Source organism: Herbiconiux sp. VKM Ac-1786 (genome assembly GCF_015350805.1).
GTDB lineage: Bacteria > Actinomycetota > Actinomycetes > Actinomycetales > Microbacteriaceae > Herbiconiux.
This window is the reverse complement of record NZ_JADKSG010000001.1, coordinates 1,916,179-1,939,343: the sequence shown is the minus strand read 5'-3', so window position 1 is coordinate 1,939,343 and position 23,165 is coordinate 1,916,179. Positions and strand designations below refer to the sequence as shown.

The window sequence follows — 23,165 nt, the reverse complement described above, 5'->3', positions numbered from 1 at the left end:
AGCCTACTTATTTCCGGGTAGCGGCTTGGTGCCGCGGTGCAGCGCCACGATGCCGGCGCTCAAGTCGCGGTAGCCGACGTCGACGAAGCCGGTCTCGCGCAGCCAGGCCGCGAGCGACTTCTGGTCGGGCCAGTTGGCGATCGACTCGAAGAGGTAGTCGTAGGCGGCATCGTTCGAGGAGACGGCCTTGGCGACCGCGGGCATGACGTTCTTGAGGTACCAGTAGTAGGCGCCGCGCAGGGGCTTCACCGGGCGCGAGAACTCGCAGACCACGATGCGGCCGCCGGGGGCGGTGACCCGGTACAGCTCGGCGAGCGCCACCTTCGGGTCGACGATGTTGCGCAGGCCGAACGAGATGGTGACGGCGTCGAACGAGTCGTCCTCGAACGGCAGGTCCATGCCGTCGGCCACGACGAAGTCGATGTTCGGGACGCGGGCCTGCCTGCGCTTTCCGACCTCGATCATGCCGGGCGAGAAGTCGGCGGCGGTCACGTGGGCGCCGCTCGCGGCGAGCGAGGCGCTCGAGGTGCCGGTGCCGGCGGCCAGGTCGAGGATGCGCTCCCCCGGTCGCGGGTTCACCGCACGGGTGGTCGCCACCCGCCAGAGCGCCGCGTTGCCGACGGAGAGCACGTTGTTGCTGCGGTCGTAGCCGGCCGCCACCTGGTCGAACATGGCGGAGACCTGCTCGGGTCGTTTGGTGAGGTCTGCCTTAGTCACGCTCCCAGTCTAGATTCAGTTGGCTCGGAGCGGCGGCCGGGCGGGTAATTGCCAGGCGTAGGGTGGCAACGTGAGCGATTCCGCAATCCCGACCGTTCCGCGCCTGATCGTCGAGACCCACCCGGTCGACGACGTGAAGCTGCTCATCCCGCTGATCGACCCGCGTCATCCGCTCGTCTGGCTGCGCAAGGGCCAGGGCATGGCCGGCATCGGCGAGGCCCTGCGGCTCGAGTTCGGCGGGCCGGGCCGGATGCTCGAAGCCTGCGCCGCGTGGAAGGACGTCGTGGCGTCCGCCCGCGTCACCGACCCCGTGAAGCTGCCCGGCTCGGGCCTGATCGCCTTCGGCACCTTCGCCTTCGCCGACGACTCGGCCGCCACCAGCACCCTGATCGTCCCGCGCGTCGTGATCGGCAAGCGCGACGGCCGCTTCTGGGTCACGAAGGTGCGCGTCGAGGGCTCGGACGAGCCCCTGCCCACCGCGATGACCCGGCCGCTCGGCCCCGAGTACCGGCTCACGCTGCTGCCGGGCGAGGTCTCGGCCGACGGCTTCCGCGCCTCGGTCGACGCCGCCGTCGAGCGCATCGCCGCCCAGGAACTCGACAAGGTGGTGCTCGCCCGCGACCTCGTGGGGCACCTGCCCGCCGGCGCCGACCTGCGCCGCCCCCTCACCGACCTCGCCCTCGGCTACCCCGACTGCTGGACCTACGCGGTCGACGGCTTCGTCGGCTCCAGCCCCGAGACGCTCGTGCGGGTCTCGCACGGCACCGTCAGCGCGCGCGTGCTCGCGGGCACCACGGCGAGAGGGGCGGATGCGCAGGCCGATCACGACCAGGCGGTCGCCCTCGCGACCTCCCCCAAGGACCTCGACGAGCACGGCTTCGCGGTCACCAGCGTGCTCGCGGCCCTCCGGCCGCACAGCCGCAGCCTCACCACGAGCGAGGTGCCGTTCACGCTGAAGCTGCCGAACCTGTGGCACCTGGCGAGCGACGTGGAGGGCGTGCTCTCCGACGGGTCGACCTCGCTCGACCTGATCGCGGCGCTGCACCCCACGGCCGCCGTGGCGGGCACGCCGACCGCGACCGCGCTGCAGGTCATCCGCGAGCTCGAGCCCTTCGATCGCGGCCGCTACGCCGGGCCTGTGGGCTGGGTGGGTGCCGACGGCGACGGCGAGTGGGCCGTGGCGCTGCGCTCGGCGCAGGTCGACGAGGCGGGCGACATCACCGCCTACGCGGGCTGCGGCATCGTCGCCGACTCGGATGCGGAGCGGGAGTACCTCGAGACGAAGATGAAGTTCCGGCCGATCGTCGAGGCCTTCGGCTAGACCTGGGTCACGGCGAGCGTCGCCGCGGCGGGGGTGTAGACGACCTGGCCCTGGAAGTCGGCCGGACTCACCACGATGGTGCCGGACGTCGCTCCGGCGTCGACCGTGACCCCGCGCACGCTGAAGGTGCCGATGGACGCCGCCGTCCCGGAGCCCGATGTCCACGAGACCACGGCGGTCGCCGGTCCGGTGAAGCCGGCGGGGTAGGACAGCTGCACGTCGGGCAGGAAGGAGCCGCGGGTGCTGATCGATCCGGTCAGCGCGGGGAGCGTACGGCTCGTCCCCGTCACGCTGTCGTTCGTCCAGGTGATGCTGCCGGTGTCCTGGCCGCCCGGTTGGACGGTGACCACGAGCGAGCCGGCGCCGAGGCCGGCCGCCGTGGCGGTGACGACGCCGCTGGCCGAACCGACGGGGCATCGCAGCGGCAGGGCGAAGGCACCGTCCGTGACGTCGACTTCGGACGGCCCGCCGAATCCGGCCGGGTAGACGAGGGCGACCCGCGAGGCGCCCGGCGCGGTGCCGGCGACGGTGAACTCCTGCGCACCCGACGGAGCGAACACCACCGACGGGGCGAACGCGACGGTGTCGCCCGACGCCGCGAGAGCGGGGGCAGCGACGGCGGAGGCGATGACGGGAACGGACCAGGCGGCCATCCCCACGACGGTGCGGCGACTGAGCTCGAAGGTCATGTCTGACGGTAACCCGCCGCGTGATTCCGGGGATGCCGGGGCCTCCACCCCCTTGTGGTGCCCCTCGACCGGGGCAGGCCGCAAAAGAATTTCGGATCATTTCCAATCCGCCTCTGGGGGGCTTCCGAAGACCTTCTGAAGGCACGGACCGCTGAAAACCAAGGTCAGCGCCCGTTTTTTCCCATTCCTCAAAGGAGAACAGTCATGCGTATCACCAAGCGCTCCACCCTCGCCGCACTCGCCATCGCCGCCGTCGCCACCTTCGGCCTCGCCGGTTGTTCGGGCGGCTCGAGCACCACCGCCACCACCGAGGAGTCCAGCGCCCCGTCGTCGGCCGCCTCGACCCCCTCGCCCTCCATGGAGTCGATGGACCCCGCTGCGAACCTCGTCGGCTCCGGCTGCGCCGCCTACGCCGAGGCCGTTCCGGACGGCGCCGGCTCGGTCGAGGGCATGTCGCTCGACCCCGTGGCCACCGCCGCGTCGAACAACCCGCTCCTGAAGACCCTCACCGCTGCGGTCTCCGGTGGAGTGAACCCCGACGTCAACCTGGTCGACACCCTGAACTCCGGTGAGTTCACCGTCTTCGCCCCCGTCGACGACGCGTTCGCCAAGATCGATGCCGCGACCCTCGACACGCTGAAGACCCCGGAAGGCGCCGCGACGCTGACCTCGATCCTCACCTACCACGTGATCCCCGGCCAGCTCACCCCTGACGAGATCGTCGGAACCCACAAGACCGTCCAGGGTGGCGAGGTCACCGTGGCCGGCAGCGGAGACGCGCTGACCGTCAACGGCTCGACCAACGTCATCTGCGGTGGCGTCCAGACCGCCAACGCGACCGTGTACCTCATCGACTCGGTGCTGATGCCCCCCATGTAATCCCCTTCTCGGATACGCCGAGTGACCGGTCGCCTAGGCGGCCGGTCATTCGGCGTTTAATGTGCACGTCTCTGATCCTCATAGGGTGGGAGGACCATGCTCTCCGCCACGCTCGGCCTGATCGGTGCCATCGTCTACGGCGGTGCCGACTTCCTCGGCGGGCTCGCGTCGCGTCGGCTGGGCGCCGTGCGGGTGACCGCGCTGTCGGCCGTCGCCGGACTCGCGCTGATCGCGGTGGCGCTGCCGCTGATCGGCGGGACGTTCTCGGCCGAGGCGGTGCAGCTGGGCATCCTGTCGGGGGTGACGGGGGCGATCGCACTGTCGCTCCTGTACGGCTGTCTCGCGATCGGGCCGATGAGCATCCTGTCGCCGGTGACCGCGGTGGTGTCGGCGCTGGTGCCGCTGACCGTGGGGCTCGTCGGCGGCGAGCGGCTGTCGATCGTGGGCTGGATCGCGATCGGGATCGCGCTGGTCGCGGTGGTCCTGGTCGGTTTCGTACCCGAGAAGGGGGCCGCGCGACCGCGGCTGCTCGGGCTGGGGATGGCGGTGGGGGCCGGGGCGATGATCGGGCTGTTCCTCGTGATCATCGACCGCACGCCCGACGACTCGGGGCTGGTGCCGCTGCTGCTGAACCGGGCGACGAGCGCGGTGATCATGGTGTCGGCGGTGGTGGTGCTGGTGGTCGTCACGCGGCTCCGGGGCGCGCGATCGACGGAGACGGCGGCCGCCGGGGCTGCCGGGGCCGCCGGGCACGGGCCCGGCGTGCTGCCGGCCTGGGCCGAGCGCGCGGTGCTGCTGGCGATCGCCTGCGGGGTGGTCGACGCGATCGCTAACGTGCTGCTGCTGCTCGCGCTGCGGGCCGGGGAGCTGACCGTGGTGTCGGTGCTGACGGCGCTGTACCCGGCCGGCACGGTCATCCTGGCCGCGGTGCTGCTGCGCGAGCGGGTGGCGCCGGTGCAGGTGGTGGGGCTGGTGCTCGCGTTCGTGGCGGCGGGGATGCTCGCGCTGGCGTGACGCCTTCGACCGCGGGCGGCGGCGGGCGGCCCGGGGCGCGCGACGGGCGTTAGAGTTCGAGGGTGAGCGAGTCGAGCGCGGGACCCGGGTCGAGCGGGGAGCCCGGAGACGACGAGCGCCGGCCGCGGGCCGTGTACGGCGTCGGCAGCGACCCCGACGTGCGGTTCAGCCTAGCCAACGAGCGCACGGCGCTCGCCTGGGTGCGCACCGGGCTGTCGCTGGTCGCCGGCGGGGTCGCGCTGACCACGCTGGCGTCGTTCGCCGATCTGCCCTGGGTGATCGACGTCATCGCCCTGGTCGCCTGCCTCGCCGGAGGCGCGCTCGCGCTCTCGGCCCTGTTCTCCTGGCGCCGGGCCGAGCGCGCGCTGCGGCTCGACCTGCCGCTGCCCGCGCCGGTCGCGCTGCCGTGGCTCGTGATCGGGGTCGTCGTGCTGGCGCTGGTGCTCGCCGGCTACGCCGTGTTCGAGCTGGCGGGCGACCTCTGATGGCCCGCCGCGACCCGGGTCTCCAGCCCGAGCGCACGGCGCTGTCCTGGCAGCGCACCGCGCTGTCGACGGCCCTCGTCGCGCTGCTGCTCGCGTTCGCGTGCCTCAAGGGCAACTTCCCAATCGGCACCGGAATCGCCGCCCTCGTCGCGGTCGGCGCCGTCGTCGTGCTGTTCGGCGCCCGCGGGCGGGCCGCCCGCCGCGAGGGCGTGTCCCCCTGGACGCCGCTCACCCGCATCTCTCTGCTGATCGGCGCCACGGCGGTGCTCGGCGGGGTGCTGGCGCTGCTCATCCTGTTCTGACGCTCTCGTTACATTAGGGACCATGGTTTCCTCCCCGCAGCGCTCGGTGCGCAAGTCCGCCGCCGAGCGATCGGCCGAGATCCGCGACGCGGCCTGCGCCATCGCCCGCGCCGACGGCCTCGTGGGCATCACCCTGCGCTCGGTCGGCACGCGGGTCGGCGTGGTGCCGGCGCTCGTGGCGCACTACGAGCCGAGCACCGACGTGCTGGTGGCGGAGACGTTCCGCGCCATCGCCTCGGCCGAGCTCGACGAGGTGACGGCGGTGGCCCACCGCGAGCGCACCGCCGTCGGGCGGCTGCGGGCGCTGCTGGCCACGACGCTGGATCCGTCGCGCGACCCCGTCACCGCGGTGTGGGTCGACGCCTGGAGCCTCGGCCGCCGCAACGAGCCGCTCGCGAGCGCCGTGCACGAGCTCGGGGGGCGCTGGGAGTCGGTGGTGGCGGGCATCCTGGAGCAGGGGGCGACCGCCGGCGAGTTCACCGTGGCCGACCGCGACGGGCTGGCGTGGCTCGTGGTGGCGATCGTCGACGGTCTGAACGCGCAGTCGGCCGTGCACGACCGCCACGACGCGGCGAAGGCCCGCCTGGTGCAGCGCGCGGTCGCCCGCGAGCTCGGCCTCCCGCCCGACGCCCTGGCCTGACCCCGCCGCCCCGCCCTACGCTCGGTCCACACGCACGCCCGGCGACCACCGCTCCCCTCACGCGCTCGGTCCTCACGCACGCCCGGCGACTACCGCCCCCCTCACGCGCTCGGTGTCACCGATACGTACGCGAAGCCGCTCAGGCGATCCAGCTCAAGCGATGCCGCCGGCCACCGCAACGGCGCCGACCGTACCGGCCGCGGTGCGCGCGGTAGCGACGACGAGCGAGCCGAACGGCTCCCGCCACTCGCTGACGCGCCGCGCGTGCTCGGCGGCCGGCACCTCACCGCGGGCCGAGAAGCGGATGCCCGCCCGCTCCACCTCGAGCGCCACCCCGTTCAGCGTCACGCTCACCGCGGCGCCCACGTCGCACTCGCCGTGCACGAGCACCGCGTCGGATCCGCCACCCTCGGCCCCCGCCCGGCACTCCGCCGTCAGCACGAGCCGCGGCTCCGGCCCTCCGGCGACGGCCCTCGACACACCAACCGGCTCGCGCGCGGACGGTGCGGTCGCGAGTGACGGCAGACCCACCGGCGCGGCCGCGGCCGGCGCGGCGGAGAGCTGCAACGCACCCACCGGCCCTGCCGCCGGCGCCGGCGTCACCGGCGGAGCGGCCAGCGGCGGAGGGGCCAGCGGCGGGGCGGGGAGCGGCGGGGCGGCCAGCGGCGGGGCGGGGAGCGGCGGCGTCCGCGGCGGCGGGACGCGGCGGGGGCGCTGCGCCTCGAATGCCGCCGCGAGGCGGAGCAGCGTGCTGTCGGAGTACGCGCGCCCGGCGAGGGTGAGCCCCACGGGCATCCGCGTGTCGCTCATCAGCCCCATCGGCACCGTCACCGTCGGGATGCCGAGGTGCCGCGGCACCAGGTTGCCGTTCGAGACCCAGACGCCGTCGCGCCACGCCAGCGCCGCCGAGGCCTCGTTCGTGTCGGCATCGGCCGGCCCGACGTCGGCGGCCGCCGGGAAGACGAGGGCGTCGAGGCCGAGCTCGTCCATCCACTGCTCGAGATCGAGGCGGCGGGTCTCCTCGAGGCCGCGCACGCCCTCGGCGATCGACGGGATCTCCGTCAGCGACGGCACCCCGTGTCGTCGCGCGCGCTCGGCGTACTCGGCCAGGTCGTAGTCGAGGTCGCCCCAGCGGTCGGGCAGCTGTCCGGTCGGTCGCGGAAAGATCAGGGCGCCGTCCACCCCCGCGAGCGAGCGCAGCGCCGGGTCGTCGTTCGCCGCCGACTGCGCGTCGAGGAAGTCGTTCCAGGCCCAGATCGACAGCTCCCAGAGCTCGCGCTCCGCGAAGTCGGCGGGCACGAGCCCGCGTGACGACATCGAGTGTCGTCCCGGGCGGTCTTCCTCGTAGTTCTCCACCGCCGGGAAGTCGACCTCGACCACCTCCGCGCCGAGCGCCTCGAGGTCCCGCCGGGCCGCCTCCCACAGCGCGAGCACCGACGCGCGGGTCTCGATCGGCGCCACGGCCCCGGTGTCGCGGGCGATGTAGCGGCGGGGCACCCCGAGGCGGCGGCCGGCGAGCGGCTGCGTGCGCGCATCCGTCACCCCCTCGGCGAGGTCGAGGTACGACGAGGGGCGGATGCTCGACGCCGCCGGCAGGCTCACCCAGGGCTGCACGCGCCAGAAGTCGCCCCGGGTCTCGGGGTCGTCGGCGACGAGCACGTCGAGCAGCTCGAGCAGGTCGGCGACGGAGCGGGTGTGGGGTACGACGACGTCCATGGTCGGGACGAGCGGCCAGTTGCCGCGCACCGAGATGACGCCGCGCGAGGGGGTGTAGGCGACGAGGGCGTTGTTCGAGGCGGGCGAGCGGCCGGAGGACCAGGTCTCCTCGGCGAGGCCGAACGCGGCGAAGCCGGCGGCGGTGGCGACGCCGGAGCCGTTGGAGGATCCGGAGGCATAGGCGGCCGGGAGGTAGCGGGCGTCGTAGGGGCTCTCGGCGCGGCCGTGGAGACCGCGCTGCATGCCGCCGTTGGCCATGGGCGGCATGGTGGTGAGGCCGATCAGCACGGCGCCGGCGGCGCGCAGACGCTCGATCGCGAAGGCGTCGGCGGCGGCGACGAGGTGCTCGAAGGCCGGTGACCCGGCGGCGACGGTCAGGCCCTGGACGCAGTAGCTGTCCTTCGCGGTGTACGGGATGCCGTCGAGGGGGCCCAGCGTCTCGCCGCGCGCGCGGCGGGCGTCGGAGGCACGGGCGTCGGCGAACGCATCGGGGTTCAGCACGGGCACGGCGTTCAGGGCGATGCCGTGGCGGTCGTAGTGGGCGATGCGCTCGAGGCTGCGGGCGACGAGCTCGACGCTCGTGGTGGTGCCGCGCTCGAGGGCGTCGCGCAGCTCGGCGATGCCCGCGGTCGCGAGGTCGGGGGTGGCGGCGGCTGTGTCGGCGGCGGTGGTCACCGCGGCGGCGCTGGTCGCCGCGGTAGCAGCGGTGTCGGCCGCGCCGGCGGTGGTCGTCGGAGCGGGAGCAGTGGGAGGGGCGTCAGGGGCGGCGCCGGCCGGGGCGGTGCCGGGAGCGGTCACGCGCTCGTCCGCGGGGTCGCGGGCTGCTGCTGCGTGATGCAGTGGATGCCACCGCCGCGCGCCAGGATCTCCCGCGCCTCGACCGTGACCACACGGCGGCCGGGGTACGCCTCGGCGAGGATGTCGCGGGCACGCGCATCCGCTCGCCCGTCGCCGTACCCGCAAGCGATGACGCCGCCATTGACCACGAGGTGGTTGACGTAGTTCCAGTCGACGAAGCCGTCGGCGTCGCGGAGGGTCGACGGGCCCGGCAGGTCGACGACCGTGAACGGGTGGCCGCTCGCGTCGGTGGCGGCCTCGAGCACGCCGCGGAGCATCCGCGTGACGGCGTAGTCGGGATGCGCCGGGTCGGGCTGGGAGTGCAGCAGCACCGTGCCGGGCGCGGGCATCGTCGCGATCATGTCGACGTGGCCGCGGGTGCCGAACGGCTCGTAGTCGCGGGTGAGGCCGCGCGGCAGCCAGACGATCGCGGTCGCCCCGATCGTGCGGGCGAGCTCGGCCTCGACGGCGGCACGGTCGAGCCCGGGGTTGCGGCCCGGGTCGAGCTGCACGGTCTCGGTCACGAGCACGGTGCCCGCGCCGTCGACGTGGATCGCCCCGCCCTCGTTCACGAGCCCCGACGACACGAGCTCGGCCCCGGCCGCTTCGGCCACGAACCGCGCGAGCGACTCGTCGTGGTCCCAACGCGCCCAGTCGCTCTGCCCGCCCCAGCCGTTGAACACCCAGTCGACCGCGCCGAGCCGGCCGTCGTCGCCGAGCACGAAGCTGGGGCCGGTGTCACGCACCCAGTAGTCGTCGAGCGGATGCGCGATGCGCTCGATCCCGCCCCCGAGCATCGAGGCGGCCCGCGCCGACTCCTCGGGGTCGACGATCATCGTCACCGGCTCGAACTCGGCCACCGCGTGCGCGACCGCCGTCCAGGCGGCGTACGCGGCCTCCCGCTCGGACGTCGTGTCGCCGAGGGAGGCGTTCGGGCGCGGGAACGCCATCCAGGTGCGCTCGTGCGGGTGGGTCTCGGCGGGCATCAGCCAGGTCATGGCGCTCCTTGTTGATTCAGCGATCAATAAGGGAACGCTAGCGCGTCCGGGCGCGCTTGTCAGCCGGCGGCGGCGTTCTCGTCGGCCGATGGCGCGATCTGGCCCGCCGATGGCCGCATTCTCGACTGCTGGTGGCGGCGTTCCCGCCGGCGGGCGGTGGCGTTCCGGTCAGCCGATGCGGGAGATCTGCACCGAGATCGTGTCGAGGTCTCCGCCGTCGGGCAGCGCGGCCACCGCGTCGGCGACGACGGCGTAGACGTCGCGGCAGGTCGCGGCGGCGGGGCGCTCCTCGCTGACCGCGATCTTCACCGTGACGCTCAGGCCGGCCGAGCCGCGCGAGACGGCGATCGGGGACGACGCGGTGAGCGGCGCGGGCGCGATCACCGGGAGCCCGGCGCCGAGGCCGGCGCGGAGGGCGGTGGCGGCATCCGCCACGACGGCCGCGACCACGTGTCGGGCGTCGTAGGTCTGCAGCACGCCGGGCACGGCGAGCACCGCGATCGCGAGGCTGCGCGCGAGCGCGTCGTCCCCGGCCGCCGTCCCGCTCGCTGCCGCCCCACCCTGGGAGCCCGCCGCCGCCTTGCTCGCCACCGCCCCGCCCTCGGAGCCCGCCGCCGCACCGCTCGCTGCCGCCCCAGCTCCGGAGCCGGAGCCCGCCGCCGCGCCGCTGGCGCCACCGCCGGTCGGGCCGGCGCCGCCGCCGCTGAGGCCCGCCGTCACATCGCCGTCGGTCATCGTGCGCTCCCGTCGTCGACCTGGTCACTGCTCGGCCCGTCGTCGCCCGGGCCGGCGGGCGCACCGGCGGTCGCGGCGAGCCCGTCCCCGTCGGACGGGGTCTGGCGCCGCAGATGCACGTCGGTCACCGTGACGTCGATCGACTCGACCGTGAGCTCGGTGTGCTCGAGCAGCGTGTGCGCGATCGCGGCGCGCAGCACCTCGGCCCGCTCGGGGATGCTCTCGCCCCAGAACACGCTCGCCTCGACCCGCACCCGCACCGGAGCGCCGGGCTGCTCGACGTCGCCGTCGAGCACGCAGCGTCCGATCAGCACCCCGTCGACCGAGTCGCCCGCGGCCCGCACGAGCCCCAGCACGGCGGCCTCGGTGACCGTCAGCTTCGCCCGCGGTGACGGATGCGTCAGCGGGATGGACCGCCCCGACCGCACCTCCCGCTGCACGTTGGCGAGGATGCTCTCGACCCACCCCGTCGCGAACGGGTTCTCGGCCGCCTCGGCCTCGAGGTCGACGAGCGACCCGGCCGCGTCCCGCACCCTGAGCAGCGCGGCCCAGGCGAGCTGGTTCTCAGGACTCGCGTCGATCAGCTCGGCCGGCGGCTGCTCACCGCGGTCGAGGTAGTCGGCGTACACGTCGAGGATGTCGGGCTCGGCGTCGAGCGTCTCCGGGGCCGCGGCGGCGTCGAGCGTCTCCGGGGCCGCGGCGGCGTCGCGCGCATCCGGGACCCCAGCGGCGTCGAGCGTCTCCGGGGCCTCGGCGGCGTCGCGCGCACCCGGAACCCCGCGCGGGATGTCGTCGTGGCGGTCGTCGCCCGTGATGTCGGTCATCGCCACTCCTCCATCTCTCTGATCAGTGTCTTGCGTGCGCGGGCCAGAAGTCCTCGCACCGTCGACGGCGGTACCCCGAGCTCCTCGGAGATCTCCTCGTAGGAGAAGCCTCCTACCTCTTTCATCACCCAGCACTGCCGTTGCGCCTCGGGCAGCCGGTCGAGTGCGCTCTTCAGCTGCTCGCGCTGCGACTGCGCCTCGGCCTGCTTCTCGGGGCCCTGCTCGGGCGGGGTCTCGTCGTCCCAGTCGAGCAGCGGCCGGTCGTCGTGCCGCGCGCGGATGCGGTCGATCGCCTTGCGGTTCACGATCCGCATCAGCCACGACTTGACCACCGAGAGGTCGTCGAGGGTCGGCATCTTCGTCCACGCCGTGATGAAGGTCTCCTGCACCACGTCGTCGACCTCGGAGTTCGACCCCAGCACCCGCGTCGCATAAGCGCGCATCAGCGGACCGTGGCGTCGCACCAGCACCTCGAACGCCCGCAGGTCTCCGTCGGCGGCACGACCGGCGAGGATGCGGTCGGACGCCTCGGCGAGCGGCTCTGACATCATCCGTCCTCCGTGGTCGTGGCAGGGGGGCTCAGCGCCCTCTAGCGACTATCCCACATCCGTGGCGGTGAGAGCGGATGCCCGTGCCGCCCTCGGACCGTCACCGGGGTTAGTGCACCCTAAGCTGGACGGGGAGGCGCCATGAGGAACACGAGCACACGACTGCTGCTGAGCTGCGCCGCGATCGGCGTCGTGGGCGGGATCGTCTTCATCGTCAACTCCTACCTCGGAGGCACGGTGAACGCCGTCGCCCCGATGCTCTACGGCCTCACCCTCGGGGTGTACTTCGTTCCCGGAGCCCTCGCTCAGCGGCTCTTCCGCCGCGGCGGGGTGGCGCTGCTCGTCGCGGTGCTCTCGGGGCTCGTCGCCGCCGCGTTCAACCCGCTGGGCTTCGGGGCCGCCCTGATCTCGGTCGGGATCGGCGCCCTGCAGGAGCTGCCATTCCTCGTCGCGCGCTACCGCCGCTGGGGCGTCGGGCTGTTCCTCGTGAGCGCCCTCGTCTCGGGCGCGGTGCTCGCGGCGGGCATGTACCGGCTGGTCGGCGCCCGCGACCTCGATCCCGTCGGAGCCCTCGTGCTGGTCGCGGGCTCGCTGCTCTCCCCCGTCGTCTTCACGCTGCTCGCGCTCGCGCTGGCCCGCCCCCTGGCGGCCACGGGCGTCACCCGCGGCCTCGCCCCGCGCCCCTGACCCCGGGCGCGCGCCCCCGCGCCACCCCACCCCACCCCATCGCTTTCGCGAGTGGTCACTTTCGGCGCCAACGCGCCGTGTTTCGCGCCAACAGTGACCACTCGCGAAAGCGGTGGGTGGGGGCGGGGCGGGGCGGTGAGGGGGAGGGAAAGCGCGGCGTTACTGCGCGAGCAGGAGCGGCGCGTCGGTGACCGGGACGTCGACGTGCATGTGCGTGCACGAGTCGTCGAACTCGGTCCAGTTGGTGAGGTTCACCTTGACGCCCGCCGAGGCGCGGCAGCCGGCCTGGCCGACGCGGGCACCGACCGGCATGACCGGGTCGAGGATGCTGATGAGCTTGAGCGTGCCCGCATCCGCCCCGTTCAGGCTCTTGTTGTCGAGGAGGTAGAAGTCGACCGCGTGGCCGCCGCCGTCGATGTAGTGCGACGAGCTCGTGCCCGCGCCCTCGATCTGGCCGGTGCACTTGCGGTTGATGTCGCTGACGCCGACCTGGTCGAAGTTGCGCACCGCGATCGCGATGATCTCGAGGATGCGGTAGTCGACACCGCAGTCGGGCACCGTGACGCCCTGGGCGATCCAGCGGATCTCCTTCATGTGGTCGGGCACCGACCCCACGAGCTTGCCCGAGTCCATGGCGTCGACGAGCTCCTGGGCGAGCGAGCGGCCCACGAGCATCTGCGCGCTGGAGTAGCCGGCCGCCTGCAGCTCGCCGGCGTCGGACACCGAGTAGCCGTCGCGGTCGACGACCTCGGCGGTCGATCCGTTCGCGGTGATGAGCTGCTGCGTCTCGGCGGTCGACTTCGCGTTCAGGCTGAGGTTCACCAGGTTCGAGTCGACGGGGCTGGCCGAGACGGTGGTGGGGATGGCGGTGACCGCGGTCATGCCGACGACGAAGGCCATGGCGATGGCCGAGAGCCCGGCCTTGGCCCAGCCGCGACGACGAGCGGATGCACTGCGAGCGCCCCCGGCACGGGTGCCGCCCTGGCGTCCGGCGCGCGGGCGCGGCTCGGCGATGCGGCGGCCCGAGGCGCGGGCGGGGGTGCGGGCGGCCGCGGCGCGGCGGCTCCCGGACCCCTTGGCTGAAACGGCGGGAGCGGCGGGGACGGCGGCCTCGCGGGCGGCCCGGCGGGAGACGACGGCGATCGGCCCGGTGGTGACGAGGGCGGCCGCGGCCTCCAGCTCGTCGAGCCCGGCGCGGTCGGCGGCGGTGGCGGCGCCCCCCGAGGCCGTGCCGGCGGGCACGACGACGGCGATGGAGCCGGTGGAGACGATCTCGGTGCGGGGCGCCTCGGCGGCCCGGCGGGCGCGGCGCGAGGTGGGCGCCTGGGGCTCGACCTCGGGACCGGAGCCGCTCTCGGCCGACTCAGGCCCGGTCGACTCGGACGAGGACGAAGACGAAGACGAAGAGGAGGGCGACGACGTGTTGGACGGTCGAGCCGGCTCGAGCGTCAGCTCGACATCGGGCTCGAGGAGCCCAGAGCCGAGGGGCGCGACCTCGAGGTCGGCGATCTCGGCGTCGCGCAGCTCGGTCTCCCGCAGCTCGGCCGCACGCTGCTCCGCCTCACGAAGCGCGGCGGCAGCGTCAGCGTCAGCGGCGTCGATGCCAGTGCCAGTGCCAGTGCCAGTGCCAGTGCCAGTGCCGGTGCCGGCGCCCGTGCCGACCACCGTCTCGACGGCCCGACGGGCCCGCCGGGTCAGCGGCGCGACCGGCACGTCCTCGGCCGGCGCGGCGACAGCGGCCTGCTGCTCGAGCTCGCGCAGCTGGCGGCGGGTGAGAGGAGGGGTGTGCTCGGTTCCGGAGGTCGCAGTGGTCGGCGCAGCAGCGCGTGGACGCGAGTCGGGATTCGGCAAACGTGAGGTCTTTCGGATGGAGCGGGAGGCGATGCGGCTTCGGGGCCGGCACGACCAGGGCTCCTCAACGATAGCGGCCACGCCTGAAAAAACCCAGAACGGGTGAAAAATGCCGGCGCACCAGGAATCGGAGAGCGCGCTCTCCCGGCCGCGACTTAGCCGACCCTAACCTAGGCTGGTGCCGTGACCGACCCCGCCCTCGAGCTCCGCGGTGTGCGCATCCGCCACGAGGGCGCCGAGCGCTTCACGCCCGACGGGATCGATCTGCTCGTGCATCCGGGCGAGGCGGTGCTCGTGCTCGGGCCCTCCGGCAGCGGCAAGTCCACGCTGGCGCTCGCACTGAACGGCCTCGTGCCCCAGGAGGTGCCGGCCGAGCTGCAGGGCACCGTGACCGTCGACGGTCTGCCGACGTCCGGCACACCGGTCGCCCACCTGAGCGCGCACGTCGCGATGGTCTTCCAGGACCCGGACGCCCAGATCGTCACCGCCACCGTGCTCGACGAGGTCTGCTTCGGCCCCGAGAACCTGCTCGTGCCGGTCGCCGAGGTGCTCGACCGGGCCGAGCACGCCCTCCGCCGCGTCGGGCTCTGGGAGCGGCGCCACGAGAACCCCGACCGCCTCTCCGGCGGCGGTCGGCAGCGCCTCGCCATCGCCTGCGCGCTCGCCCTGCGCTCCCCCGTGATCGTGCTCGACGAACCCACGGCGAACCTCGATCCGGTGGGCGCCGAGGAGGTCTTCGCGGTGCTCGGCGAGCTCGTGGCCGAGGGCGGCCGCACCCTCGTGCTGATCGAGCACGCCCTCGACGCGGCCCTCGCGGTGATCGACCGCGTCGTGGTGCTCGACGGCACGGGCCGCCTGGTCCTCGACGGCACGGTCGGGCTGCTCCGCGAGCACGCCGACGAGCTGCTCGCCCTCGGGGTCTGGCTTCCGACGGCCCTCCTCGCGGGCCTCCGCCTCCGTGCGCAGGGCTTCCCGGTGCCCGTTCCGCCCCTCACCCCGTCCGCCCTGACGACGCTCCTCGACTCTCTCCGGCCGGCGACGGATGCGCGGCCGCCCGCTCCGCGCGAGCAGACGCCGGCCCCGCCGGCCCGCCCCGCCGTCACCGTGCGCGGCCTCTCGGTCTCCCGGGGCCGCACACCCGTGCTGCACGACCTCGATCTGGACGTCCCCGCCGGCTCCTTCACCGCCGTCGTCGGCGTCAACGGCGCGGGCAAGACCACCCTCCTGCACGCCCTCGCCTGCGTCGTCCCCCCGCCGCGCGGCACGGTCGACGTGCTCGGGGTCGACCCCGCCCGCGCCGACCCGCGCCGCCTCGCGCGCACCATCGGCTTCGTGTTCCAGAACCCCGAGCACCAGTTCATCCGCAGCACGGTCGCCGACGAGCTCGCCCACACCCTCGAGCTGCAGCGGGTCGCGCGACCGGCGATCGACGAGCAGGTCGAACGGATGCTCGAGCGCTTCGGTCTCGTCGAGCAGCGCGACGCGCATCCGTTCCTCCTCTCGGGCGGGCAGAAGCGGCGCCTCTCGGTGGGCACCGCCCTGCTCGCCGGCGCCCCCGTGCTCGCGCTGGACGAGCCGACCTTCGGCCAGGACCGCGCCCGCGCCCGCGAGCTGCTCGACCTCCTCGCCGAGCTGAACCGGGCCGGCACGACAGTGCTCGCGGTGACCCACGACCTGCAGCTGGTGGCCGAGCACGCCACGCACGTGCTCGTGCTCGACGGCGGCCGCGTCGCCGCCCACGGCCCGACCGCCGAGGTGCTGGGCTCGGGCGCGCTCGAGGCCGCCGGACTCATCGCGCCGCCGCTCGCCCGCGCCTTCCGCGCGGCGGCCGATCCCGCGTGGCACGGCGTGACCCGCCTCGCCGACCTGGCGTCGCTGCGCCCCGCAGGCGACGAGACCGACGCCGGGTCCGGAGCCGGGGCCGGGGCCGCCGAATGAGCGCGCCGCCGACGCCCGATCCGTTCGCGCCCGCACCGCCACCGCGCGGCCGCTTCCTGCACGCCCTGAACCCCCTCGCGAAGATCGCCGGCCCGCTTCCCGCGATCGTCGCGGTGCTCTTCGCGCACGGATCCGCGCTGCCGGCCGCCCTGGCGGCGGCGACGCTGCTCCTGGTGCTCGTGGGCGCACGCCTCTCGCCCCGCGCGCTGCTCGGACTGCTGGTGGCGCTGCCCGCGGCGACGGCCGTGCTGACGCTGAGCTTCGCGTTCTGGAGCGACGCGGGCCGCGCATCCGTCACCCCCCTCGTGATCGCCCTCGGGCCGGTGCGGCTGCACGAGGGCGCCCTGCTCGCGGGCGCCGCCACCGCGCTGCGGCTGGCCGCGATCGTGCTGCTCTCGCTGATCGGCGGGCTCACGACGACCGGCCCCGACCTCGCCCGGTCGCTCGTGCAGCAGCTGCGGGTGCCCTACCGCGTCGGCTACACGGCCCTGGCCGCCTACCGCTTCGTGCCGCGGTTCGGGCACGAGCTCGACGTGATCCGGCAGGCGCACCGGGTGCGCGGTATGACGCCCGGGCGCGGTCCGGTCGCCGCCGTGCGCCGGCGGGTCGGCTACCTCGTGCCGCTCCTGGCCGGAGCACTGCGGCACGCCGAACGGGTGGCCCTCGCGATGGACTCGCGGGCCTTCGGCGCCCACCCCACCCGCACCGAGCGGCACCTCGTCCCCTGGCGCGTCCGCGACACCGCGTTCGTGCTGCTCAGCTGGCTGCTGACGGCCTCGGCCATCCTCATTGCGCTAAAGGTGTGATGTATGATCTACTGAATTCGCTCGCCATCCGGCAGCGCAAGTCGTCAATGACGTCGACCAGAAAAGGACATGGCTCATGGTTCAAGCCCCCGAGCGCACGCACTCCCCCCGCCGCCGGTTCCGCTCGCTCGCCCTCCTCTCCGGTGCTGCCGCCATCGCGCTGCTGGCCGCCGGCTGCGCGGGCGGCTCCTCCTCGGCCTCGAACGGCGAGTTCGGCTTCCCCGAGACCGAGCAGCAGGCCGACAGCACCATCACGGTCTGGGTGGACAACACCCGCGTGGCTGCGGCCGACGCCTTCAAGGCGGCCAATCCCGATGTGCCGATCGACGTCGTGACGTACGATGGCAGCGCTAACGGCAGCAACAGCTTCCAGACGAAGATCCAGCTCTTCGACAAGGCGAAGAAGGGATGGCCCGACGTGGTCTGGTCGACGCAGACGAACGACGCGGCCTGGGCCAGCCAGACCACTCCCGGCTCGCAGCCGTTCGCCGCGCAGCTCGACGGCGGCCTCGTCGACTCCGAGCTGATCGACGGCTTCACCCCCGGATCCCTCGACCCGTGCACCGTCGACGGCAAGGTCTACTGCCTGCGCAACGACCTCGCCCAGAACGTGCTCTGGTACGACAAGACGCTCTTCGACCAGTTCGGCTACACGCTGCCCACCACGTGGGAGGAGTACCAGGAGCTCGGCGAGAAGGTCGCGTCCGAGCATCCGGGCTACATCATCGGCGCCGCCGGTGACGCCTGGACCCCCGAGATCTACATGTGGGCCTCGAAGTGCCAGGCCGGCGACGTGACCGCCGTGCGCGAGATCACCGTCGACACCACGAGCGAGGAGTGCCAGCGGATGGCCGACCTGCTCGACACCACGATCGCCAACGGCTCGGTCACCACCGAGAGCGTCTTCAGCCCCTCGTTCGTGCAGAAGTACGCCGGCAAGGTGCTCGCGATGCCCGGCCCGGTCTGGTACTCCGGGGCCATCTTCAACAGCCCCGACTCGCTGAACGTGCCGGCCGGCCAGATCGGCGCCGCCACCCCGCTCACCTGGGACGGCGAGGACGTCGTCACCGGCAACGTCGGCGGCGGCACCTGGTACATCTCCAGCCACTCGGCCAACCTCGCCTCGGCGAAGAAGTTCGTGGAGTTCGCGGCGACCAGCGACGAGTACCAGGTCGAGCTGAACCCGGGCCTGCCCGCCTTCGCCGCCGCCGGTGAGAAGTGGGTCGCCAAGCAGGCCGACAGCGGCTACTTCGCCGGCGACCTGAGCGCCCTGACCGACTCGGCCTCGCTCGTCTGGTCGGGCTGGGGTTCGCCGACCTTCAGCCAGGAGGCCGTCTGGGCCAAGACCGTGACCCCCGTGATCACCTCGGGCGGCACCGTCTCCGACACCCTCGAGGAGTGGGGTCAGGCCATCAAGGACCAGGCGCAGGTCAACGGGTACAAGGTCGGCTGATGACCGCCACCGTTCCCGACGTCGAGGCGACCGCCGCCGCGGGGGTCACCCCCCGCCTCGGCCGGTCGCCCCGGCGTGCGGGCCGCGCATCCGTTCGGCGGAGCCCGGTGAAGAACCGCATGGGCTACGTGTTCGTGTCGGGGTACACGGTGCTCATGCTGGTGTTCGGCGTCTTCCCGGCGCTGTACGCCCTGGTGCTCTCGGTCACCACGATCGACGGCTCGTTCGCCGGGTTCGACAACTTCGCGAAGGTGCTCGGCGACTACCGCTTCCTGCCCGCGGTCGGCCACGTCGCGGTGTACCTCGTGATCTGGCTGGTCAGCCTGCTCGTGCTGGTGGTGCTGCTGGCCCTCGTCGTGCACGCCATCCGCATCCGCTGGCTCTCGAACGCCTCGCGGTTCATCTTCTACATCCCGGGCGCCCTCGCCGGCGCCTCGAGCGTGATGCTGTGGCTGTTCGTGCTCGACCCCTCGGTCAGCCCGGTCGGCTGGCTGCTCGAGGCCTTCGGCTTCGAGTCGTTCGTGCAGACGATCAACCCGGCGAACCTGCCGGTCGTGTTCACCGTCATCGCGTTCTGGACCGGAGCCGGCGGGTGGATCGTCATCATGTACGGCGCCCTCAACAACATCCCCGAGGAGGTGATGGAGGCCGCGAAGATCGACGGGGCGAACGCCGTGCAGACGGCGGTGCGCATCCAGCTGCCGATGATGAAGAAGTGGATCGCCTACATGGGCATCATGTCGCTCGCCGCCGGCACCCAGCTCTTCGTCGAACCGCAGCTGCTCTCGCAGGCCTCCAACGCCGTCGTCGCCAACGACTACTCGCTGAACCAGCTCGCCTACCTCTACGCGTTCCAGCAGAACGACTTCAACGGCTCGGCCGCGATCTCGATCCTCCTGCTCGTGATCGCCCTGGCACTGTCCGCATTCTTCGTCGCCCGCGGCGGACTCTTCGAGAAGGACTGACGATGACCGCGCTCTCGACCGCCCCCGGCCACGTCGCCGACCGCGCCGCCGCCCGCCCCGCCAAGCGCTCCCCCGCCGGCCTCCGCGGCACGCCCGGTCAGTGGTCGGGCCGCTTCGTGGTGGCGCTGGTGCTGCTGGCCTTCGGGCTGTTCTTCGCCATCCCGATCGTCTGGCTGCTGCTGGCCACGACCAAGTCGCCCACCGATCTGATCCAGAACAACCCGTTCTCGTTCGGCTCGCTCGACGGCTTCGCGGTGAACTGGAACGCCCTGTTCGCCTTCCAGGACGGCGCGGTCGTCGGGTGGCTCGGCAACTCGGCGCTCTACTCGGTGGTGGCGCTCGCCATCACGCTCGTGGTGAGCGTGCCGGCCGGCTATGCGCTGGCGCTGACGGAGTTCCGGCTGCGTCGGGCGCTGCTCGTGACGACCCTCGTGGTGATGCTCATCCCGAACACCGCGCTCGTGCTGCCGGTGTTCCTCGAGCTCAACACGGTGGGGCTGATCGGCTCGCCGCTGGCGGTCATCCTGCCGTTCTCGTTCTTCCCGTTCGGCGTGTACCTGACGTACATCTACTTCAACACGTCCATCCCGCGCGACCTGCTGGCCGCCGCCCGCATCGACGGCTGCACCGAGTTCGGCGTCTTCACCCGCATCGCGCTGCCGCTGGCGACCCCCGTGGTGGCGCTCGTGGCGTTCTTCAGCTTCGTGCAGAACTGGAACAACTACTTCCTGCCCTTCGTGATGCTGCCGGCGAGCGACCAGTACCCGATGCAGGTCGGCCTGACCTCGCTGCTCGCCTCGACGCCCGCGTTCAACCCGTCCTCGGCCGGCGCCGCCTCGGTGCAGCTGCCGACCCTCGCGCTCGCCACGATCATGTCGGTGCTCCCGGTGCTCATCGTCTTCCTCTTCTCGCAGCGCTTCCTCGTCTCGGGGATGACCGCCGGCGGCACGAAGGAGTAGCGGATGCCCGGCCCCGGTTCCGCGTCGGCCGACGCGGGCCGCCAGCTCGTCGACGCCCACGCCCACATCTGGCGACGCTCCCGGCCCGGGCTCGAGTGGCTCGCCGAGGTGCCCGAGGTGGATCGCGACGCCGACCTCGCGGCGCTGCGGGCGGCTGCTCCGGCGAGCGTCGGAGGGTTCGTGCTGGTGCAGGCGGTGAATGATGCCGCGGAGTCGGTGGAGCTGCTGGCTGCGGCGGCGGGGTCGGCCACGGCGGCGTCGTCGGCATCCGGGGTGGTGGCGGTCGTCGGCTGGGTCGACCTCGCGGCCGAGGATGCGGCGGAGCAGCTCGCCGCCCTCGCGGCGTCGCCCGGCGGGGAGCGGCTGGCGGGCATCCGTCACCTGGCGCACATCGACCCCGACCCGGAGTGGCTGGTGCGGGCGGCCACCGCGCACGGCCTCGACGCCGTGGCCCGCGCGGGGCTCGCCGTCGACCTGGTGCTGCGGGCGGGGCAGCTCCCCCTCGCGGCCCGGGCGGCCGACGCGCACGAGGGGCTGCTCTTCGTGCTCGATCACCTCGGACAGCCGCCGGCCGACGCCGCGACGCCCTCGTTCGACGTCTGGGAGCGGGGCCTCCGTGAGCTCGCGCGGCGGCCGAACGTGGTGGCCAAGGTGTCGGGCATCGCCGAACGCAGGACGTCGGCGGCCGCCCGGCGGCGTCTCGACCGCGTGCTGGAGGTCGCACTGGACGCCTTCGGTCCCCGCCGCCTGATGGTCGGCTCGGACTGGCCGCTCGTCGACCTCGCCGACGGGTACGGCAGCTGGGTGCAGGACTACCTCGCCGCGACCCGCGCGCTCTCGGCCGGCGAGCAGCACGCGCTCGACCGCGGCACCGCGCTCGCGAGCTACCGGCCGGCCGACTGACCGCGCGTCGTCAGGCCGTCACGAACACGTCGTCCAGCGTCACCGTGCGGAGCCCCCGCTCCGCCACGATCGCCGACAGCTGCGGGAAGACGTTCGTCACCGGCAGGTAGTTGAGGTGCCCGATCACGATGTGCTGCGGCAGGAACCACTGCGTCGCGAAGTCGACGACCTGCTGCTCGGTGATGAGGCCGGAGTCGGAGAGCGAGCCGTACCAGAGCACGGGGCAGGTGTAGCCGATGCTCGCCGCGAGCCGGTCGGTGCGCGCATCCCGGTAGCCGTAGGGCGGACGGTAGTAGGGGCGGGCGTCGACGCCGTAGGTGCTCTGGATGAAGTCGTGGTTCTGCTGCAGCTGCGCGATCACCTGGGCGTCGGACAGGCTCGTCAGATCGACGTGGTCGAAGGTGTGGTTGCCGAGCTGGATCTGGCCCGACTGCACGAGGGGTCGCAGGAGCTCGGCGTGCTGCGTCCAGCCCTCGTAGCAGCCGTTGAGGAAGAAGGTGAGGCGGGTTCCCGTGGCCGCGGCGAACTCGGTGTAGAGCCGCACGACCTCGGCGTCTGAGCCGTCGTCGACCGTCCAGGCGAGCAGGGCGCCCTCGCCCGGGAGGGCCGTGATGGGCCCCGAGGGCAGCGGCACCTTCTGGATCGGCGGCAGCGCGGGCTCGGTCGCGACCGGCTCGGCCGCGGGGACGGGCTCGACGGCGTCGGGCTGCGCGGTGGGAGCGGTCGTCGGCGTCGGCGACGGCGTGTGCATCGACAGCCCGGACGCCGACCGCCCGCCGGCCACGGGTGGTGTCGCCGCCCCCGTCAGCGCGAGGAACCCCGACACCCCGGCGACGGCGCCGACGCCGAGCACCCCGAGGAACACGCGGCGGTCGACCCCGCCCTCCGCCGCCTGGTGGGATGAGCGACCGCGGGCGTGCCGGGGAGCCGGTGCCTCGTCGCGCCCCCGCGCGCTCCCATGCCTGCCGGCCACCGGATCCCCCTGTTCGACGCCGGTCGATCAGTCGAGCGGCATACGAAGCCTAGGAAGTCTCAGCAGTCTCCGCTATCACTCGTTCGGGGTAGGGCACGACTCAGTCCCGCCCGCGCACCGGCAGGCGGCGACGGCTCCACGACCCGTCGATGTGCGCCCGCATGGCCTTCTCCGCGGCCTCCGGCTCGCCGGAGGAGATCGCGTCGAGCACCGCCGCGTGCTCGTCGATCGTGAGCTCGAAGGCGTGCTCGGGGTCGCGGCCGTGGTAGCGGCTGCTCTCCAGCGCCCGGTCGAACAGGGTACGGGCGAGGCTCGAGGCGAGTCGCGAGCCCGAGAGCCGCATCACCAGGTGATGGAAGTCGATGTCGGCCTGCCGGAAGGCGGGCGGGTCGTCGATGACGTCCTGCATGCGCTGCAGCGAGGCCCGCAGCCGGTCGACCGCGTCCCGGTCGGCGCGCCGGGCCGCATCCGCTGCCATCGACGACTCGAGGCCCGAGCGCACGCTGCTCAGCTCGTCCAGGATGCCGAGGGCGTCGTCGTGCTCGATCATCGCGCCGAGCACCACCGGGTCGAGCAGGTTCCACTCCGAGGTCGGATTGACCTGCGTGCCGCGCCCCTGGGCGACCGTCACCAGGCCCTTCTCCTCCAGCCGCTTGACCGACTCGCGGATGACCGTGCGGCTCACCCCGAACTGCGCCGTCAGCGGCCCCTCCGGCGGCAGCAGCTCGCCGGGCTTCAGGGCTCCGGTGACGATGACGTCGACGAGCTGCTGCACGACGGCCACGCCGAGCCGGGCGGCGGGGGCGCGCACCCCGACGGTGGGCAGCACGGGCGCGACGGCGGTGTCGGCGGAGTCGATGCTCATGCGACGAGTCTAGGCGCGAGCATCCGCCACTCGTCATACGTCTGTTCGTTGCGGCGTAAC

22 protein-coding genes and 1 pseudogene are annotated in these 23,165 nt (G+C 73.3%); 13 read left to right on the top strand and 10 right to left on the bottom strand.

Annotated features, from left to right (window positions below; genetic code table 11):
• Positions 1 to 3 precede the first annotated feature (3 nt).
• Positions 4 to 717, bottom strand: a complete 714-nt coding sequence (locus ITJ64_RS09490) for a class I SAM-dependent methyltransferase (RefSeq protein WP_370545116.1) — start codon at positions 715 to 717, stop codon at positions 4 to 6.
• Between the two features lie 70 nt (positions 718 to 787).
• Here ITJ64_RS09490 and ITJ64_RS09485 point away from each other — a divergent pair, with 70 nt between their 5' ends.
• Complete coding sequence (locus ITJ64_RS09485) at positions 788 to 2,038, top strand: isochorismate synthase MenF (protein ID WP_370545115.1); 1,251 nt, start codon at positions 788 to 790, stop codon at positions 2,036 to 2,038.
• Here ITJ64_RS09485 and ITJ64_RS09480 read toward each other — a convergent pair.
• Positions 2,035 to 2,727 (bottom strand): hypothetical protein, encoded by a 693-nt coding sequence (locus ITJ64_RS09480; RefSeq protein WP_194680386.1) that lies wholly within the window; start codon positions 2,725 to 2,727, stop codon positions 2,035 to 2,037. The two genes, ITJ64_RS09485 and ITJ64_RS09480, sit on opposite strands and share 4 nt — an antisense overlap.
• A 204-nt stretch (positions 2,728 to 2,931) precedes the next feature.
• Between ITJ64_RS09480 and ITJ64_RS09475 the strand changes: the two genes are divergently transcribed.
• The 5 genes from ITJ64_RS09475 (at position 2,932) to ITJ64_RS09455 (ending at position 6,047) form a co-directional block, all read left to right on the top strand.
• Complete coding sequence (locus ITJ64_RS09475) at positions 2,932 to 3,606, top strand: fasciclin domain-containing protein (protein ID WP_194680385.1); 675 nt, start codon at positions 2,932 to 2,934, stop codon at positions 3,604 to 3,606.
• Positions 3,607 to 3,702: 96 nt separating this feature from the next.
• Positions 3,703 to 4,620, top strand: coding sequence for a DMT family transporter (locus ITJ64_RS09470; protein WP_194680384.1), 918 nt, complete (start codon positions 3,703 to 3,705; stop codon positions 4,618 to 4,620).
• 62 nt (positions 4,621 to 4,682) lie between these two features.
• Positions 4,683 to 5,105, top strand: coding sequence for a YidH family protein (locus tag ITJ64_RS09465; RefSeq protein WP_370545114.1), 423 nt, complete (start codon positions 4,683 to 4,685; stop codon positions 5,103 to 5,105).
• Positions 5,105 to 5,407 (top strand): DUF202 domain-containing protein, encoded by a 303-nt coding sequence (locus ITJ64_RS09460; protein WP_173182554.1) that lies wholly within the window; start codon positions 5,105 to 5,107, stop codon positions 5,405 to 5,407. The genes ITJ64_RS09465 and ITJ64_RS09460 overlap by 1 nt, the downstream gene beginning before the upstream one ends.
• Positions 5,408 to 5,429: 22 nt before the next feature.
• Entirely contained in the window at positions 5,430 to 6,047 is a 618-nt protein-coding gene (locus ITJ64_RS09455) for a TetR/AcrR family transcriptional regulator (RefSeq protein ID WP_194680383.1), read from the top strand.
• A gap of 675 nt (positions 6,048 to 6,722) precedes the next feature.
• On the opposite strand, the pseudogene ITJ64_RS09450 reads toward ITJ64_RS09455, so the two are convergent.
• From ITJ64_RS09450 to ITJ64_RS09430, 5 genes and pseudogenes are all read right to left on the bottom strand, one after another.
• Positions 6,723 to 8,438 (bottom strand): annotated as a pseudogene (locus ITJ64_RS09450) (amidase); the annotation flags it as partial.
• Positions 8,439 to 8,557: 119 nt separating this feature from the next.
• Positions 8,558 to 9,598: an agmatine/peptidylarginine deiminase gene (locus ITJ64_RS09445; protein WP_194680382.1), complete on the bottom strand. Its 1,041-nt coding sequence runs from the start codon at positions 9,596 to 9,598 to the stop codon at positions 8,558 to 8,560.
• A gap of 168 nt (positions 9,599 to 9,766) precedes the next feature.
• Positions 9,767 to 10,333 (bottom strand): hypothetical protein, encoded by a 567-nt coding sequence (locus tag ITJ64_RS09440; protein ID WP_194680381.1) that lies wholly within the window; start codon positions 10,331 to 10,333, stop codon positions 9,767 to 9,769.
• Complete coding sequence (locus tag ITJ64_RS09435) at positions 10,330 to 11,157, bottom strand: Asp23/Gls24 family envelope stress response protein (protein WP_194680380.1); 828 nt, start codon at positions 11,155 to 11,157, stop codon at positions 10,330 to 10,332. Before ITJ64_RS09435 ends, ITJ64_RS09440 begins: the two co-directional genes overlap by 4 nt.
• Positions 11,154 to 11,708 (bottom strand): RNA polymerase sigma factor, encoded by a 555-nt coding sequence (locus ITJ64_RS09430; protein ID WP_194680379.1) that lies wholly within the window; start codon positions 11,706 to 11,708, stop codon positions 11,154 to 11,156. The genes ITJ64_RS09435 and ITJ64_RS09430 overlap by 4 nt, the downstream gene beginning before the upstream one ends.
• A gap of 138 nt (positions 11,709 to 11,846) precedes the next feature.
• On the opposite strand from ITJ64_RS09430, the gene ITJ64_RS09425 reads away from it, so the two are divergent.
• Positions 11,847 to 12,392, top strand: a complete 546-nt coding sequence (locus tag ITJ64_RS09425; RefSeq protein WP_194680378.1) for an ECF transporter S component — start codon at positions 11,847 to 11,849, stop codon at positions 12,390 to 12,392.
• 159 nt (positions 12,393 to 12,551) lie between these two features.
• On the opposite strand, the gene ITJ64_RS09420 is transcribed toward ITJ64_RS09425, so the two are convergent.
• On the bottom strand, positions 12,552 to 14,243 hold the full coding sequence (locus ITJ64_RS09420; RefSeq protein ID WP_194680377.1) for a hypothetical protein: 1,692 nt from the start codon (positions 14,241 to 14,243) through the stop codon (positions 12,552 to 12,554).
• Between the two features lie 183 nt (positions 14,244 to 14,426).
• Here ITJ64_RS09420 and ITJ64_RS09415 point away from each other — a divergent pair, with 183 nt between their 5' ends.
• From ITJ64_RS09415 to ITJ64_RS09390, 6 genes are all read left to right on the top strand, one after another.
• The gene (locus ITJ64_RS09415) at positions 14,427 to 16,181 is read left to right on the top strand and encodes an energy-coupling factor transporter ATPase (protein ID WP_194680376.1); all 1,755 of its coding nucleotides are present in this window, start codon (positions 14,427 to 14,429) and stop codon (positions 16,179 to 16,181) included.
• Positions 16,178 to 16,987, top strand: a complete 810-nt coding sequence (locus tag ITJ64_RS09410) for an energy-coupling factor transporter transmembrane protein EcfT (RefSeq protein ID WP_194680375.1) — start codon at positions 16,178 to 16,180, stop codon at positions 16,985 to 16,987. The genes ITJ64_RS09415 and ITJ64_RS09410 overlap by 4 nt, the downstream gene beginning before the upstream one ends.
• Before the next feature lie 76 nt (positions 16,988 to 17,063).
• The gene (locus ITJ64_RS09405; protein ID WP_194680374.1) at positions 17,064 to 18,440 is read left to right on the top strand and encodes an ABC transporter substrate-binding protein; all 1,377 of its coding nucleotides are present in this window, start codon (positions 17,064 to 17,066) and stop codon (positions 18,438 to 18,440) included.
• Complete coding sequence (locus ITJ64_RS09400; protein WP_194680373.1) at positions 18,440 to 19,405, top strand: carbohydrate ABC transporter permease; 966 nt, start codon at positions 18,440 to 18,442, stop codon at positions 19,403 to 19,405. Before ITJ64_RS09405 ends, ITJ64_RS09400 begins: the two co-directional genes overlap by 1 nt.
• A 2-nt stretch (positions 19,406 to 19,407) precedes the next feature.
• Positions 19,408 to 20,364, top strand: a complete 957-nt coding sequence (locus ITJ64_RS09395) for a carbohydrate ABC transporter permease (RefSeq protein WP_194680372.1) — start codon at positions 19,408 to 19,410, stop codon at positions 20,362 to 20,364.
• 3 nt (positions 20,365 to 20,367) lie between these two features.
• Positions 20,368 to 21,267 (top strand): amidohydrolase, encoded by a 900-nt coding sequence (locus tag ITJ64_RS09390; protein WP_194680371.1) that lies wholly within the window; start codon positions 20,368 to 20,370, stop codon positions 21,265 to 21,267.
• Positions 21,268 to 21,277: 10 nt separating this feature from the next.
• Here ITJ64_RS09390 and ITJ64_RS09385 read toward each other — a convergent pair whose 3' ends face one another.
• Entirely contained in the window at positions 21,278 to 22,240 is a 963-nt protein-coding gene (locus tag ITJ64_RS09385; RefSeq protein ID WP_194680370.1) for a polysaccharide deacetylase family protein, read from the bottom strand.
• 100 nt (positions 22,241 to 22,340) lie between these two features.
• Positions 22,341 to 23,105 (bottom strand): FadR/GntR family transcriptional regulator, encoded by a 765-nt coding sequence (locus tag ITJ64_RS09380; RefSeq protein WP_194680369.1) that lies wholly within the window; start codon positions 23,103 to 23,105, stop codon positions 22,341 to 22,343.
• Positions 23,106 to 23,165: the final 60 nt, after the last annotated feature.